This is a genomic window from Paenirhodobacter hankyongi (assembly GCF_003664585.1).
GTDB lineage: Bacteria > Pseudomonadota > Alphaproteobacteria > Rhodobacterales > Rhodobacteraceae > Rhodobacter > Rhodobacter hankyongi.
Genome location: NZ_RCHI01000004.1, coordinates 25,361 through 41,833, shown reverse-complemented (window position 1 = coordinate 41,833; position 16,473 = coordinate 25,361). Strand labels below are relative to the sequence as shown.

Below are 16,473 nucleotides of genomic sequence, written 5' to 3'. Positions count from 1 at the left end.
CAGATCAGACCCTTCTCTGGTCGAGTTTGTGCACGAAGACCGAGTCGAGCCCCAGATGGGTGCTCATCGCGGGCCACAGCCGCTCGATCAGGTGGAACTCGGTGCCGTCATTCGCGATCGGCTCGTTCGGCCAAGGATAGCTTGGACCGAACATGTCGTTCATCGCAAGCACCACCGAGCGGCGGGTCCAGAACATGTTGCCGACCGGGAACAGCAGCGGGTTCTTCGGCATCGGCCCCGGCAGACGATCGGCGAACTTCTCCAGCAGCCCGCGCGAGGCGTTCCACGGGATGAAGTAGGGTTCGAACGGTGCGACCAGCCCCACCTTCGGGTCGGAAAGCCGGGTGATGGCATCGGAGACCGCGCTCTCGGAGCCAAGCAGGATGCGCATCAGGAACTGGCGCCAGATATCCCCTGCATCCGTGGTGCTGACGGATTTCTTCTGATGCAGGTGACACCAGATCTCGTCCTCTCCGGCCGCGCCCTCGGGATAGAACAGCTCCATGAAGGGCAGGATGTCGCGGCCCCGGTTCTTCACCAGCACGATCTCGGGCGAAAGACCTTCGAGCCCCATGATCTCGCAGATCTCGTCGCCCTTCTTCGGCGTGTCGGTGGTCACCACGATCCTGCGCGCCAGGTGATAGGCCTGGTGGCTGCGCAGGTCATCCAGCAGATCGTCGGTATAGAAGGCATGGATGTGCATGGAGAAGTCGGGCACCTTCGCCTCCGCGGCCGGGATTTCCCCATAGGGGGCGAGCCGCAGGTTGCGATGGATCCAGTTGTCGGAGGCCGCCAGCGTTTCCTCGACCTCGTTCAGGTCGCGCCACAGCAGCCGGCGCCGATAGCGCATGGTCTTTTCCCGCTCGCGGATGCGCAGCTCGGCATCCTCGTCACGGCTCGTGAACAGCATCGGCACGTCGATCTGCGACTTGCCGACGACGAAGTGGCGCTGCTCCTCCAGCCGGCGGAACAGCTCGCCCCGCAGCCGCGCGAACAGCTTCGGACGCGCCGCGCTGCCGCTCGAACCGGGCGAGGGCTCCTTGCGCGGCAGCGCCAGGATCGCGGCCGCTGCGGCGTCCGGGTTGCCGTATTCGACCGAGATGAAATGCTCGGAGCCGCGATAGTGGCTGTCGCCGAAGCCGGAAGCGCCCTCGAACTGCACGATCCGGCAGCCGGCATCGAGCGCGTCGAACACCACGTTCGGCAGCGGGTCGAGCCGTGAGGAGACGAACATCGCATCCGAGGCCGCCAGCACGTCGGGATAGGCCGGCCCGGCCGGCAGGAAGAACAGGTTGCCGTCCGGATCCCCGGCCCCGATCTGGCGCAGATGGTAGCTCATCCAGGCGCCGAAGCCCATGTCCTCGGGGTTCAGCCCGTCACCGATCCAGACGAACACCGTGTCCGGGTCGCGGCGGCAGATCTGGGCCGCCATGACGAAGATGTCGGTTCCCTTGCGCCACTGCAGATGCCCGGCGCCACAGATCAGCCGCACATCGGTCAGATCGCGCCCGATCAGCTGCGACAGCCGCGCGCGCGCCTCAGCAAAGCCCTCCGCATCGACACCGCCCACCGCGAAGTCGCGCTGCGGCACGATGGTGCAGTCGCGCTCCATGTCGAATTCGATGTCCTGCAGCCGGCCATCCCAGCTGTCGCGAACATGCTCCGAGGAAAACACCAGCAGGTCGGTGAAGAGCCCGGTGAAGGTCGATTTGTAGGCCGGGAAGGTATAGTCCGCGTATTCATGCACATAGGCGAGGAACGGGATCTCCCGCGCGACCAGCAGCGGGATGAACGGGAAGGCCTCGACCGAGTTGGTGATCGCGAAGTCGATCTCCTGGAAGATCTCTCCGCGGTAGAAGTCGAAGTCGCGCTGCGGCTGCGTGGTGATCAGCACCTCGCAGGCATGGTCGCGGATTTCATCCAGCAAAGGGCCGTCGCGCAGGGCCGCCACGATGACGTTGTGAGTGCGCGCCGCTTCGCGGGCAAGATCCAGCCCGACGATCGGGGCACCGGTGCGCGACAGCTCGTGCACCACGATCATGCAGGTCGGGCGATCGGCGGAATAGCTGCAGCGCCCGCGGATCTGCGACTTGCGCAGATCGGCGAGGATGCGGCGCTTCTCGTTCGCACCATAGAGCAGGTAATGCAGCAGCGGATCCATCCCGGCGTTCTTGATGTCGGGATGCATGTCGAGATAGCCGCTCATCGAGAAGTCCGACACCATCGCGTCGACGGGAGCGCCGAGATGGATCAGCTCGCAGGCGAGATGGCAGGCCCCGGGCACGCCGTCCCGGATCGCCGCAGCAAGGTGCGGATCGGCAACCAGAGCGGTGAGCACGTCGTCGACCTTGTACCCGTCACCCTGCAACTTCTGGTAGAATGTCGGCGCATGGCCAGCCGGCCGCCCCTCGGCCTCGTAATGACGCAGCAGACCGGCCGGGTCCCCCGCCAGGTCCGGGAAGATGGCGCCATAATGGTCCGGGTCGAAACGAAAATCGGGCCGGTCCGCCAGCACACCGACGATCGCGGCATATTTCTGCCAGAGAAGGTCGAGAGACGTCATTTCAGGCTCCAGGCAAATGTCTCGCGCAGCAGATCGACGAAGAGGGCATCGTCGACCGGTTTTTCCCCGACCACCCGCATCAGTGCGAGGAACAGCGGGCTGGTGGCGATCATCTCTCCGAGGCGCAGCATGGACAGCGTGCCATCGTCTGAAAACTCGCAGGTAAAATCATACAGTCCCAGATCTTCGGGGAGCAGGCTGCCCTCACACTCCTGCGGCGTCATGGGCCGGTTGAGATAGAGCAGCGGCGTGTCGGATTCACGGAACTGCGTGGCCATGAACCGCGCCAGAATCGGAAAGATTCCGGAAACGCAGCCCGGATGCTGAAGGAATTCGAAGGTGAAGAATTCGTCCTCCAGCTGCCGGATGCGTTGCGACGTCAGACCGGAATCCGGAAAAATCACCAGAGCCTTGGGACCTGGCCAGACGGCTTCCAGCCCCGCGGATGGGGCGGATGCAAAGGTAGGGGTCGTTATGATCAGCATGTGGAATTCTGTTCATCCAAGAAATGGGTGAGGGCTTCCCTGGCCCACGCTCCCGTCGCGTCACTTGATACCCGCGGGCCGTGTATTGGTCCACTTGAATTCGGCTCCAACGAGCCACCGTCGACGTGCCGGCGGCCCTGTCTCCTAATTTTGAGGCAGCTCCAGCTCATTCCCCGGCGCCGGAATGACCCATGGTGATTCTGCAGCTGCAGCAAGATTGCGAGAGAATCCCTGCAAATCGCTGCGGCCGGCCCCGCGGACATCGGCGAGGCGCCGGCACCTCGGCGGGAATCCACTACAGCTTGCCGCCCGGCTCCGGCACAACCACAGCTTGCAGTGGCCGCCCCGCGCGAATCCCCTGCGCCGGGGGTTCGCTGCGGCGCGGCAGGGGGCGCCCGGCGGCCACACCCCCTCCGGCATCAGCCGCCGAAAAAGCCGAAGCCGAAGCCCAAAAATCCGGCGTCGGACCGCCCGCGCCCCATGGCCGGACGGGGCTGGAGCCGCATCTATATTGCTCTTTGACAGTGTTCTGGTATCGGTAGCGCTCCGGCGACCATCCGGTCGAGCATTTGACGGAGATCCCCTTTGAAAGTACTTTTGATCGGAGGATGCGGCTTCATCGGCTCGCACGTTGCCGACCGGCTGCTTGCAGACGGCCTGCAGGTTCGCGTCTATGACCGCCGGCCAGAGCTGTTCCGCACGCCGCTCCCCGGGGTGGAATACGTGATGGGCGATCTGGCCGATACCGCCCAGATCTACGAGGCGATGAGCGGAGTGGATGCCATTATCCATCTCGTCAGCACCACGGTTCCCTCGACCTCGAACCTCGACCCCGAAGCCGACATCACCGGCAACCTGGTGGCAACGGTGCGCCTGCTCGAGATGATGCGGGCCGCCGGCGTGCGCAAGATGATCTACCTGTCGTCGGGCGGCACGGTCTACGGCATCCCCCGCACCGACCCGGTGGCCGAGACGCATCCGCTGCAACCGATCAGCTCCTATGGCATCGTCAAGGTGGCGATCGAGAATTACCTGCACATGGAGCACCACCTGCACGGGCTCCAGCATGTGGTCCTGCGGGCCTCGAACCCCTATGGGCCGCGCCAGGGCCACACCGGCATCCAGGGCATCATCGGCACCCATCTTTGGCGCATCGCCAAGGGGGAACAGGTCGAGGTCTGGGGCGATGGCAGCATCGTGCGCGACTTCATCCATGTCCGCGACCTTGCCGACCTGTGCCTTGCGGCGCTGAACTCCGACGCCAGCGGCTGCTACAACGCCGGCTATGGCGAGGGGGCCTCGGTCAACGACGTGGTGCGGGGCATCGACCGCACCGTTCAGGCCACCGGCGGGGCACCCGTCGTTCCGATCTACAAGCCGGGGCGCAGCTTCGACGTGCCGCGCGTCGTCCTCGACATCACCCGGGCCCGCACCGATCTGGGCTGGTCGCCGAAGATCACCCTCGACGAGGGGATCGCCGAAAGCTGGGACTGGGTGCGCGAGCAGATCGGCAATCACACCCACTGACGGCCACCGAGCTTGCCCCTTGGCGCGACCGCGCCAGGGGGCCGCCCTCTAGGGCCAGAACAGCGGCTCGATGACCTGCAGATCGGGCGGATCGTGCCCCTCGTCCGGGCGCGCGGCAAGACGCACATCCAGCTCTTCGGTCGGCCACAGATCCTTGATCTCCTGCAGGAACGGCAGCAGGTGATGCTCGACGTGGTAGTGATCGTAGAAGTTCTGCCAGATCGTCATGCGCGGCACGTGACCAAGCTGCCGGAACATCTCGCTCAGGATCAGCCGCGGCCGGTAGTCGCGATAGGCATCGACGAGCGACGACACCCCCAGACAGCACCGCAGCGTGTTGGCCAGCTGCAGCGGGCTGTGCAGCTTCAGCGCATTGGTCTGCGGGTTCACCGCAAGCGCCCGCGCCCCCCGCACATGTGCCGCCATCCCGATCGAGGAAAACCCGCCCGCGCTCGAGCCGAAGAACAGCAGATCGGTGGGCGCCGTCCCAAGCGACGCCGCCAGCGTTTCGACATAGCGCGCGACCACCGGCAGATAATGGGTCGTCCGGTTGCCGATGAACCAGCCGATCTGGGTGTCGCCCAGCAGCAAAGACGGATCGGTGAGGAAGACGCAGGTGTCCTCCAGCCGCTGCGCCCATTTCATGCGCTGGAAATAGGGATAGGGAAAGCGCTTGGCATCGAGGAACCCCGGCGAGAACACAACCATCCGTCCGCTCCGCCCCGGGACGAGATAATAGTCGAGAGAGAACCCGCCCAGATCGACGCAGTAATGCCCCCCCCCCCCGGGGGGGCCGGGCACTTCCCCGGCCCCGAGCCGCGTCGCGACACGGGCCGGCGCGGCAGCGGCGGCCTCCGGGGCCGGCGCAGGAGCGGCCCAGCGGGCCAGGACATCCCCGCCGATCGTGCGGATCTCGATGTCACCGCCCTGCCCGGCAAGGCCGGGCAGCCGGCAAGAGAACCCCGCAATCCCGTCGCCGATGCCCGCCTCGAACAGATCTGGTCGGAAGAGATCCGCCGTCACCTCGGCGATCTGCGTCTCGCCGCGAAAGACCCGGATCCGCCGATCCGGCGCCAGATCCGGATGCACCCAGCCGCCGATCGCGCTCTTGCCGTCGAAGCCGTCGATCGCCCCGCGCAGGCTCGTCGAGGTCTTGCGCGACAGCCGGGAGATGGCGGGCGGCAGCTCCCTGAGCTGTACCGCAGACAGCCCCTCGACGGCGCGCACGCCAAACCGCGCCACGACCCTTTGTGCCTCCGCGATCGAGGTCATCAGCACCAGACCGGTCTCGCCATCGATCAGGTAGCCCCGCACCCCCATCTCGCGACAGGCATTCAGGACCTCCTCCTCGGGCGCTGAGATGCACACGGTGCGGCAGTCCTGAAGCTCGGTATGTGTCATCTGTTCGTGCCTGTCGTCGATCTCGGGAAAAGGCGAAATCGCCAAACTCGCAACCACATTTTCACTCTATTCCGAGCGCAGGAGAAACAGCAAGCCGGGTCATGCCGTGACGAGATGTCCCTCCGATCCCTCGCGCCGCCCCCGCCAGGCGGCCCAGGCCATCCGTGCCAATGCCACGCGGGCGGCCTGTTCGCGAGCGCGCAGCGCCGCGGGAAGGGCGGCCCGGGCCTGCGCCTCGTGCCGGATCGTCTCCTCGGCCTGCGTCTGCGTGACCTGTCGGTCCGGTGCGAAATAGGCAGGGGGCAGATCGAACTGCCCCGCGAAGGTCGCATTGGCCGCGGCGAAGGCCCTGTCCACCCGGTCCCGAAGCAGGCCGAGGAAAGGCTCGGCCGGCTTCGCCCCGCCCGCGGTCACCGCGCCCATATCCTCGAAGAAGTCATTGTGCTCATGCGGCCCGGGCATCGCGTGCCCGGCCTCGATCGCGGCGCAGACCCCCTCGATGAGGGCGGGTGGAAAGGCCGGGTTGCGCAGCTGTTCGACCGCCTCGGCAAGCGTCTCGGGCAGGCCGATCCGGCCGAGGAAATCGGCGATCAGCGGTCTTTCGAAACCCGGTCGGGGCAACAGTCCGACGGAGAGAGGCACCCCGAGTGCCGCGAGCGCCTCCACCCGCTCCGGCACGCTTTGCGACCAGTCGAGATAGAAATGGCCGCTGAGCTGCCGCCCAACCATCCAGCCGCCGAGGAGCACCGCGATCAGGTGTCGCTCGACACCCCAGAACAGCGACGGATCAAGCCCGTGCTCGCGCAGCACCGCGGCACTTTCCGCGATCCGTGCCGGGGCGCGGAACAGCCATTGCCCGAAGGCCGAGACAAGGAAATCCGACTGCCGCCGGACATGGGCCACGACCACCACCTCGTCGGCATGCGCCTGCGCGATTCGCGACAGGTTGAGCAGAGCGGGCACCATCTTGAACATCATCTCGTGGCTCAGCACGAGCACCTTGCCCGGTCGGGCGGCCTGTGCCTGCGTGATGAACGCATGAAACCTGTCCTCGACCGCGGGATCGGGATGGTCGCGGTCAAGCTTCAGCACCTCCGCCGGCGGCAGCAGGACCCCGGTCAGGTGATCGCGCAGCGCCGCCCCGGGCTCGAGGATCGCGGCCTGAATGGAGGAAGATCCGCATTTCTCCGGTCCGGCGTGCAAGACGATCCGCGTCATCTGCCCCTCTCCTTCTTGTTCCGGACCGTGCCAGATCGGAGAGCCCGCCGCATTCCGGAAAGGGCGGGCACCGCAGCCATTGCGCTCAGCTTTGCCATGCCCCCCTCGGAACACAGCATGTCATGCTGCCCCCGGCGGCAAGCCGCCGAGGGATCAGCCGGGAAGGTTCAGAACACGTCCCAGGGCGGCGAGCGGAAGTTCAGCCGCGCCGCGGTCTCGGCATCCCACTGGTTGCGCTTGAACATCAGCTCGAAGCTCTTGTCCTTCTCGCCCACGTCGCGCAGGTGGTCCGTCGCCTTCTGCAGCTTGTGGATGAAATGCGAGTCCGGGACATAGAACATGCGGTACTCGGTCAGGTTGCGCATCATGTCGGAATAGACCCGGTCCGAGCGGTAATGGCGCCCGTATTCCGCATCGAGCGGCCCGATCTCGTCCAGAAGCTCGCGCCGGATGTAGACCGCGAAGAAGGCGGCATAGTTCAGCTCGAGCTCGCCGCCGTCATGGAACACCGGCACAGTCGCCACGTTGCGGTGATGGGCCGAGATGTTCACGTCGCAATCGTTCGTCTCGCGCGCGAAGGGCACATGGGTGCGCAGCGTCTTGGTGCCGGCGGGCAGGATCTGGCGCGGCACGGTCATGCCGGCGCGCGGATTGCCGAGGCAAGCGCGTTGCAGCGCCTGCACCGCGCCGGGCTGGGCGATCGCGTCGTTGTTGAGCAAGATCACGTCCGACTCGGGCCGGGCCAGTGCGATGCCGATATTGACCGCATAGGTGAAGCCGTAATTGCCGTCGAGCGGCTCGAAACGGATGCGCCCGGCCTCGTGCTCGGCGCGCAGATAGGCCCGCACCTCCTCGGTCGAGTCATTGTCGACCACGATGATGTCGAGCATCCCCTTCCAGTCGCGCCGGTGCAGCGCCTCGATGCAGTCCCGAATGTCCTCGAGCGATTGCCAGTTCGGCACGATGATGCTGACCGGGCGGACCAGATCGGCGGTGTCGAGCTGCGCAAGATGCGCCTCCTGCCGCGCCGCGAGGTTCTCGCGCAGCACGTCGAGATGGGCGACATGGGTCGGGTTGTCGGTGATCGCGTTCTCGGTGCGGCTGTAGTAGTAATGGCACAGCAGCATCGGCACCGAATAGACCCGCCCGAGCTCGGTCGCGCGCAGGATCAGATCCCAGTCGACATAGCGGCGCAGGGCCTCATCGAACCCGCCCAGCCGGTCGAGGAAGGCGCGGCGATGGACGATGATGTTGTTGTCGATGTAGTTCTTGTTCTCGAGCAGCGCCCGGTGCAGGTGGCCATAGCGGATCGCATAGGGCTCGGTCGCTTGGCCGCTGTAGAGCAGCACGCCGGAATAGATCATGTCGGCATCCGGCAGCTCGAGCAGCGCGCCCACATGGGCCGCAAGGAAGCGGTCATCCCAGGTGTTGTCGCTGTCGAGATAGGCGATGATCTCGCCCTGCGCGGCGCGCAGCGCGGTGTTGCGCGCCACCGTGACGCCCTGGTTCTCGCCCAGTTCGATCAGCCGGATGCGCGGATCGTCAAAGCCGCGCACCGTCGCCACGCTGTCGTCGCTGCTGCCATCGTCGACCACGATCAGCTCGAAGCTCGGATAGGTCTGCGCAAGCACCGAGGCGATCGCCTCGCCGACGATGCCGGCGCGGTTGAACATCGGCATCACGACCGACACAAGCGGCCGCGACTCTGCGGCAAGGCCCTTGCCCGCCATGCGGTCGGCGATGTTCTCCATCACCGCGAAGGCGCGCTTGTCCTCTTCGACGAAGGGGGTCATCACCTCGGGCTCGGTCATCGACGACTTCAGGAAGCCCTGGAAGTCCCAATAGTTGCGCTTCGGTTTCGCCCAGCTGCACTTGTGGCGGCCAAGCTCGATCCCGGTCGCCTCGTCGAACAGCACCACCTCATGCGGCTTGCCATCGCACAGCGAGCCCGGGACCGAGACCTGAAACGCGTGCCAGCCCTCGTTGACGCCATGCTGCTTGAGGTCGGCGCGGAAGTTGCCGGCGACGAAGGGCAGCCGCTCGCCCTCGATCTGCAGATAGCCGCGGCGGGGCTGCGGATCACCGACCAGCGCCAGCCAGCCGCGCACGAAGGTGGGGCCGCTGCCGTTGATCGCACCGCGCGGCGTCCACTTGCGCGCCAGCTCGACCGGGAAGTCGATCTTGCGCAGCAGATCCGAGATCATCACCCGCTCGCGCGAGCCGTTGCGCGGGAAGCCGCCGTGCACGATCTCCATCTCTTCGGGGGTGCTCACGTCGCACAGCAGCACCGAGCCGCCGCGCAGGGCCGCGATCATGCCGAACAGGCGCTCGACGCTGTGCGCGACGGTGCCGTCATCGGTATAGGCCGCCGGCTTGAACTCGACCGGGGCGACGGCGTCTCGGATCTCGGCGAAGGCATCGCCGCGGATCCAGAAGCAGGTGCCGCCGATGAAGCCCCAGTCCCGCGTCATGTAATCAAAATCGCCGATCAGCCCGGAGAACATCTTGCCGAGCGTCTCGGCGTTCTGCCACATGTAGGTCGGCCCGTGCAGGTAGAGCTGCCGCGCCCCCACCAGCGTCAGGCGCGGATCGCGTTCGAAAGCCTCGAGGATCTGCTCGACCTGGGCGCGCGAGCCGAGGATGCCGCGCAGCAGCGCGTGGCGCCAGCGCGCGGGCTCCTTCGCGCCCTTCTTGCTGTGCATCTTGCAGATCAGGTCATAGCGCGTCAGGTCGACCTTGGCGTCAAGCGCCAGCATCGCGCCCACGTCCTGGCCGGCATTCGGCACCTGCACGATCCGCGCCCCCGGCAGGGCCTTGGCGATCCGGGCAAGCTCGGCCTCGCCGAAGCTGTCCGGGCAGGTCACGAACCGGTCGGCACCGGCAGGGAAATTCGCGGCATAGCCGGTCAGATCGGCCAGCACGTCGAGGTGGAACACATGCACCACCAGCGCCGCCCGGCCCTGCTTTTCCCGCGCTCGCCAGCCCCGGGCACGGCCACGGGTCAGGAAGTCGACAAGCGGCGGCACTCCCGCGGGCAGATCGTCGCCGCGTTGCCGCACGTAGAAGGCCGTGTCGAACAGAGGCGACGGATTGCGCTGCAGCAGCGCACCGATCCGCAGATAATGCACCAGCGGGTCCAGCCCGGTCGCGGCGACATCTGGGTAGCGCTTCAGATACCAGGGCGCATCGAAATAGCCGCTGCTTGCGACAAGGTCGTAATACTCGGGGATGTTCTCCCGGACGTCGGCGGGCAATTCGGACATGCGTTGTCTCTCGGATCTCTAAATACCGAAACGGTGTCAACTGATACAAACAGGATGCTTTGATGCGCCGCCCGAACACGGGGGCGCACCAAAACACGGTCTCAGCCGCGAGCGGCCCCGAGCAGGCCTTTCAGATACTGGCCGTAGCCGGTCTTCTTGTAGGTCTCGGCCATGTCGGCCAGCTGCGCGCGGTCGATCCAGCCCTGCATGAAGGCGATCTCCTCGGGGCAGCCCGTCTGCAGTCCCTGACGGCTCGACAGCGTGCGCACGAAATTGCCGGCATCGAGCAGCGAACCATGCGTGCCGGTATCGAGCCAGGCATAGCCACGGCCCATCTGCTGCACGTTCAGCAGCCCCTCGGCAAGATACATCTCGAGCAGCGTCACGATTTCAAGCTCGCCGCGCGGCGAAGGCACCACCTTGCGCGCGCGCTCGGGCGCCGAACCGTCGAGGAAGTAAAGCCCGGTGACGGCATAGTTCGAGGGCGGCACCTCGGGTTTCTCGATGATCGAGCGGACCTTGCCCGACGCGTCGAAATCGACCACGCCATAGCGTTCCGGATCGGCCACGCGATAGCCGAAGACGGTGCCGCCCTCGGTCTGCGCACCTGCGGCCCCGAGGATCTCGGGCAGGCCATGGCCGAAGAAGATGTTGTCGCCCAGCACCATCGCCGAAGGCGCGCCGGCGAGGAAGTCCTCGGCCAGCAGATAGGCCTGCGCCAGCCCGTCGGGCGAGGGCTGCTCGATGTAGGTCAGGCTCAGCCCCCACTGGCTGCCGTCGCCCAGCGTGCGCTTGAACTGGTCCTGGTCCTGCGGCGTGGTGATCACCGCGATCTCGCGGATCCCGGCCAGCATCAGCACCGACAGCGGATAATAGATCATCGGCTTGTCATAGACCGGCAGAAGCTGCTTCGAGACCCCGATGGTGATCGGGTAAAGCCGCGTGCCGGAGCCCCCGGCCAGGATAATGCCCTTGCGTTTCATGCGATTGCTCCAAGTTCCATGAGAGCTGCGCGCGTCGCCGCGCGCCAGTCGGGTCGGCTCAGGCCGAAGGCGGAGAGGGTATCGCAGGCCATCCGGGAATTGGCCGGACGGCGTGCAGGCGTCGGATAGGCGCTGGTGGGGATGTCCACGATGGCACAGGACAGCCCCGCCTGGGCCATGATCTCGCGGGCGAAATCCGCCCAGGAGACGTCGGGGGCACCGGAGAAGTGATAGGTGCCGGTCTTCGTCGGATCGGCGATCAGCGCCCGGGCGATCGTCAGGCAGGCCTCGGCGATGGCACGCGCGGGGGTCGGCCCGCCGATCTGGTCGGCGACCACGGTCAGCGTCTCGCGCGTGGCGCCGAGCCGCAGCATCGTCTTCAGGAAGTTGTTGCCATGCGCCGAGAACACCCAGGAGGTGCGCAGGATCGCATGCACCCCGCCTGCGACGCGCACGCCCGCCTCGCCCGCAAGCTTCGAGCGGCCATAGGCGCCAAGCGGCGCCGTCGGGGCATCGGGGGTGAAGGGGGTCTCGCCGGCGCCGTCGAAGACGTAATCGGTCGAGATCTGCACGAAGGGAATGCCGAGCTCGGCACAGGCCGCGGCCATCGCCGCGGGGGCGGCGCCGTTCACCACGGTCGCGGCGTCCTCCTCGGCCTCGGCCTTGTCCACCGCCGTCCAGGCGGCGGCATTGATCACCGCCTCTGGCTTCAGCGCGCGGATCTGCGCCGCACAGGCCTCAGGGGTCGAAAGGTCGGCCTCGTCGCGGCCGAGAAAACGCGCCTCGGGGGCAAGCGCCTGCAATTCGGTCGCAACCTGGCCGGTCTTGCCGAAGACCAGGATCATGCCTTGACCCCCAGGCGTTCGCCGACGCCCTTGCGGCCCTGCAGCGCGCGCCACCACGGCTCGTTGTCGAGATACCATTGCACGGTGCGCGCAAGGCCTTCCTCGACGGTGACCGAAGGGCGCCAGCCGAGCTCGGTGCGGATCCGCGTCGGGTCGATCGCATAGCGCGCGTCATGGCCCGGGCGGTCGGTGACGAAGGTGATCTGGTCGGCATAGCTGCCCTGCGCCTTCGGCCGCTTCTCGTCGAGAATGGCGCAGAGCGTCCGCACCAGTTCGAGATTGGTGCGTTCGTTCTCGCCGCCGATGTTGTAGCTGCGGCCAAGCTCGCCCTTTTCCACCACCAGAAGCAGCGCGTCGGCGTGATCCTCGACGAACAGCCAGTCGCGGATGTTCGAGCCGTCGCCATAGATCGGCAGCGCCTTGCCCGCGAGGGCGTTGAGGATGATCACCGGCACCAGTTTTTCCGGGAAGTGGAACGGGCCGTAGTTGTTCGAGCAGTTGGTCAGCACCACCGGCAGGCCATAGGTCTCGTGCCAGGCCCGCACCAGATGATCGGACGAGGCCTTCGAGGCCGAATAGGGGCTGCGCGGATCGTAGGGCGTGTCCTCGGTGAACTTGATCGACGGATCCTTGGGCAGCGAGCCAAAGACCTCGTCGGTCGAGATGTGGTGGAAGCGGAAGGTCTCGGGGCGGCCCGCCTCGGTCCAGTATTTCCGAGCCGCTTCCAGCATGTTGAAGGTGCCGGTCACGTTCGTCTCGATGAAGTCGCCCGGCCCGTCGATCGAGCGGTCGACATGGCTTTCCGCCGCAAGGTGCATCACCGCATCGGGACGATGTTTGGCGAACACCCGGTCAAGGGCGGCGCGGTCGCGGATGTCGGCCTGCTCGAAGGCATAAAGCGGGCTTTGCGCCACCGAGGCCACGTTGTCGAGGCAGGCGGCATAGGTCAGCGCATCGACGTTGACCACTTCATGGCCACGCGCGACGGCAAGCCGCACCACGGCGGACCCGATGAAGCCGGCACCGCCGGTCACAAGCAGTTTCATTCTGCACTCTCCCAGGTGAAGGGGCTGTCAAAGTCGGCCAGCAGCGGCGCGACCTCGTCCTTGGCCGAAAGCACCGGTGCGGTGTCGCCAAGGCCCCAGTCGATGCCGATCGTCGGATCGTTCCAGCGGATGCCGCCGTCACAGTCGGGGGCGTAGACGTCGGTGCACTTGTACTGCACTTCACAATCCTCGGTCAGGGTGACGAAACCGTGCAGGAAGCCCTTCGGGATCAGCAGCTGGCGGCCGTTCTCGGCGCTCAGCACCTCGCCCACCCATTTGCCATAGGTCGGGCTGCCCTTGCGGATGTCGACGGCCACGTCGAAGATCTCGCCGCGGGTGCAGCGCACCAGCTTGTCCTGGGCATGCGGGGGGCGCTGATAGTGCAGCCCGCGCAGCGTGCCCTTCGTGGCCGAGAGGGAGTGGTTGTCCTGCACGAATGCAAGATCGAGGCCGACCTCGGCCATCCGCTCCGCATTCCAGGTCTCGGAAAACCAGCCCCGAGCATCGCCGAAGCGACGCGGGGTGATCACGACAACGCCGCTCAGCGCTGTTTTTTCAATCTGCATTCTCGAATTTCCGCTGGGGAATGATCGGTCGACAGCTATCCCAGCTTCGGGATTCGAGCAACCGGCAGCTGCAGACAACGCCCGAATTTCGCTGCATTGCCGCATCAATTGTGCAAATCTTCGCCGATCGCCACGGATGGATCTCCCGACCGGGATGATTGACACCCGCGGCATCGTTTTCCAGAAAGGCCTGCAGGTCAAACACGCGTGCCGATGAGCCTTCCGCCGTTCCGCCTTCTTCCCCTCGCCCGGGCCCCGCTTCTGGCGCTGCGCCTGCAGCGGCTGTGCGGCATTTTGCCCGAGGCCGCGCAGCGGGGGGCGCACTGGCTCGAGACGGCGCGGTTCTGGGGCGACGAGCCGGCCGAGCTGAAGTCCTGGGCGGCCCTCTGCCCCGATCCGCAAAGCCTGCGCCGCCTGCTGTGCCTGTTCGACCCCGCCGGTCCCGCCGCGCCCGCGCCGCTGCGCGCGCATCTGCAGGACGGCTGGCGGCGCGGCGAGCGGCCGGCCCCGTGGTTCGACCCGGCCGGCTATGACGCGCTTTCCGCCCGGCGCATCGCGCCACAGGAGGCGCCGATCCTGCATTACGCCCGCGAGGGCTGGGCCCGCGGCCTCGATCCCGATCCGCGGCGCCTCGGCCTCGGCCCGGTGCCGCCCGGGCGCACCCTGGTGCTGACCGCCCAGTCGGCGGCCGACCTGCCCGCCGTCCGCGCCCGGTTGCACGCCCCCCTCGCCGGCAGCGACTGGCTGGTGCTCGACACCAGCCCCGATCACGTCATCGCCCGCACCCTTGCCCGGGAGCAGACGGATGCCCTGCGGCAGGGCCGGCTGCGCCTGGCCCCCGCCAGCGAGGACAGCAGTGCCGACACGCTCGCCGCGCTTGTCGCGGAGAACGCGCAGGGCAGCGAACGGACCGGGCCCGATCCGCTGCTCGTGCCGCTGCCCGAGCCCCTGCCGCAGATGGCCCCCGCCGTCGCGGCACGGCCGCTGCACATCGTGCTGCTCTGCCCCGCCCCCGACCAGGCCCGCGCCTATCGCTGGGGCGATTTCCACTTTGCCGAAAGCCTCGCCGCGGCGCTGACCGCGCAGGGCGCGCGCGCCGAGATCTGCCTCACCGACGCCTGGGGGGCGCTCGCCGACCGCCCCGCGGCTCTCGCTCCCGATGCCACGCTGCTGCTGCGCGGCGTGCGCGCGGCGCCGCGCTTCGGTCCGGCGCTGCGGCTGATGTGGATGATCAGCCACCCGGGCCGGATCGCCCCCGAGGAGCTTGCGGGCTACGATCATGTCTTCGTCGCCTCGGACAGCTACACCCGCAAGCTGCGCCCGATCCTCGGGCCGCGGGTCTCGGCGTTGCTGCAATGCTCGGACCCGACGCGCTTCGCCGCCGAGGCCGCCGCGCCCCCGTCGGCCCCCGTCCCCGCCCATCCGCTGCTCTTCGTCGGCAATTCGCGCCGCGCCGAACGCTGGATCGTGACCGAGACGGTGGCACAGGGCCACGCCCCGGCGCTTTACGGCGCCGAATGGGAAAGCACGCCCTTCGCCGGGCTGGTGCGCGGCGAGACCATCCCGAACCGCGACCTCGGCGCCTGGTATCGTCGGGCGGGGATCGTGCTGAACGACCACTGGCCCGACATGGCGCAGCACGGCTTCCTGTCGAACCGGCTGTTCGACGTGGCGATGGCCGGGGGCTTCGTGATCTCCGACCGGATCGAGGGCGCCGAGATCTTCGGCGATCCGCTCGTGCAGGTCGACAGCGGGCCGGCACTCGACGCCGCGATCCGCCATTTCCTCGCCCATCCGGAGGACCGCCATCGCCGCGCCGCAGCGCTGCACGAGACCGTCCGCGACCGGCATGATTTCGCCCGGCGCGCCGCCGAAATCCTGACGCAGGTGCGACGCCTTCGCCGCCGCCCCGCACCCGGCCTTTCGCCAGATTGACAATCCACCGCTCCCGCTCCTAACTCTGGAAGCAGGTGAACAAGGCCCGGAAACACCCCGAGTTTTCGTTTTTCCGGGCACCAAGGAAGGAATCTTTCATGTCCGACAGCCTCGATCTCGGCCCCGAGTCCGGCGTCAATTCGCGCCTCGCGGTGCTGCGGCAGCTGACCCGGGAACCGGCCCCGCAACCGGCACAGGAACCGCTGGTTCCGGGCCTGTTCTTCGACACCGACCCCGAGGCCCCGACCACGGTCACCGTGACCAGCCGTCCGGGCGAGCTGCTGAAAGCCGAATTCGACATCGCCGGCAAGGCGCGCTGGCTCGGGCTGCACATCAACCTCACCGACTGCCCGCTCGACGGCAAGATGCTTCTCGGCGTGGCGATCCGCAGCAAGGCGCCGCTGTCGCAGACCTTCCGGCTGTGCCTGCGCAACGGTCGCGAGGGCGGCTTCGACGACATCTTCTTCCGCAAGACCGCGATCGCCTACACCGAGCCGAGCCTGCATCTCGACGCGCTCAGCCTGGCCGATCATCCCGGCCTCGCGGCCCCCGCGCCGTGGCGGGAACTGATCCTGTTCTTCCGCCCGGAAAACGGCGCGATCGACCTGCAGGACCTGCGCGTCTTCGCGCTCTGAGCGACA

Annotated in this window: 12 protein-coding genes; 3 read left to right on the top strand and 9 right to left on the bottom strand. The window is 67.1% G+C overall.

What is annotated here, in order from left to right; all coding sequences use genetic code 11:
- Window positions 1-4: 4 nt before the first annotated feature.
- Window positions 5-2,563, bottom strand: coding sequence for a rhamnan synthesis F family protein (locus DYS74_RS05245; protein ID WP_121531638.1), 2,559 nt, complete (start codon window positions 2,561-2,563; stop codon window positions 5-7).
- A complete protein-coding gene (locus DYS74_RS05240) occupies window positions 2,560-3,048 on the bottom strand; it encodes a hypothetical protein (protein ID WP_121531636.1) in 489 nt (162 codons plus the stop codon). Before DYS74_RS05240 ends, DYS74_RS05245 begins: the two co-directional genes overlap by 4 nt.
- Window positions 3,049-3,633: 585 nt before the next feature.
- On the opposite strand from DYS74_RS05240, the gene DYS74_RS05235 reads away from it, so the two are divergent.
- Window positions 3,634-4,575, top strand: coding sequence for an NAD-dependent epimerase/dehydratase family protein (locus DYS74_RS05235; protein WP_121531634.1), 942 nt, complete (start codon window positions 3,634-3,636; stop codon window positions 4,573-4,575).
- Window positions 4,576-4,623: 48 nt separating this feature from the next.
- On the opposite strand, the gene DYS74_RS05230 is transcribed toward DYS74_RS05235, so the two are convergent.
- From DYS74_RS05230 to rfbC, 7 genes are all read right to left on the bottom strand, one after another.
- Entirely contained in the window at window positions 4,624-5,976 is a 1,353-nt protein-coding gene (locus DYS74_RS05230; protein ID WP_121531632.1) for a hypothetical protein, read from the bottom strand.
- A 99-nt stretch (window positions 5,977-6,075) separates the two neighbouring features.
- Window positions 6,076-7,194, bottom strand: coding sequence for a hypothetical protein (locus DYS74_RS05225; RefSeq protein ID WP_121531630.1), 1,119 nt, complete (start codon window positions 7,192-7,194; stop codon window positions 6,076-6,078).
- A gap of 167 nt (window positions 7,195-7,361) precedes the next feature.
- Window positions 7,362-10,457: a glycosyltransferase gene (locus DYS74_RS05220; protein WP_121531628.1), complete on the bottom strand. Its 3,096-nt coding sequence runs from the start codon at window positions 10,455-10,457 to the stop codon at window positions 7,362-7,364.
- A gap of 101 nt (window positions 10,458-10,558) precedes the next feature.
- On the bottom strand, window positions 10,559-11,440 hold the full coding sequence (rfbA, locus tag DYS74_RS05215) for a glucose-1-phosphate thymidylyltransferase RfbA (RefSeq protein ID WP_121531626.1): 882 nt from the start codon (window positions 11,438-11,440) through the stop codon (window positions 10,559-10,561).
- Window positions 11,437-12,285 carry a dTDP-4-dehydrorhamnose reductase gene (rfbD, locus tag DYS74_RS05210; protein WP_121531624.1) on the bottom strand — a complete coding sequence of 283 codons (849 nt, stop codon included), beginning with the start codon at window positions 12,283-12,285 and terminating at the stop codon, window positions 11,437-11,439. Before rfbD ends, rfbA begins: the two co-directional genes overlap by 4 nt.
- Window positions 12,282-13,331, bottom strand: coding sequence for a dTDP-glucose 4,6-dehydratase (gene rfbB, locus DYS74_RS05205; protein WP_121531622.1), 1,050 nt, complete (start codon window positions 13,329-13,331; stop codon window positions 12,282-12,284). The genes rfbD and rfbB overlap by 4 nt, the downstream gene beginning before the upstream one ends.
- Window positions 13,328-13,897, bottom strand: coding sequence for a dTDP-4-dehydrorhamnose 3,5-epimerase (gene rfbC, locus DYS74_RS05200; RefSeq protein ID WP_121531620.1), 570 nt, complete (start codon window positions 13,895-13,897; stop codon window positions 13,328-13,330). Before rfbC ends, rfbB begins: the two co-directional genes overlap by 4 nt.
- A gap of 213 nt (window positions 13,898-14,110) precedes the next feature.
- On the opposite strand from rfbC, the gene DYS74_RS05195 reads away from it, so the two are divergent.
- A complete protein-coding gene (locus tag DYS74_RS05195) occupies window positions 14,111-15,832 on the top strand; it encodes a glycosyltransferase family protein (protein WP_121531618.1) in 1,722 nt (573 codons plus the stop codon).
- A gap of 98 nt (window positions 15,833-15,930) precedes the next feature.
- Window positions 15,931-16,467 (top strand): hypothetical protein, encoded by a 537-nt coding sequence (locus tag DYS74_RS05190; protein WP_121531616.1) that lies wholly within the window; start codon window positions 15,931-15,933, stop codon window positions 16,465-16,467.
- Window positions 16,468-16,473 lie beyond the last annotated feature (6 nt).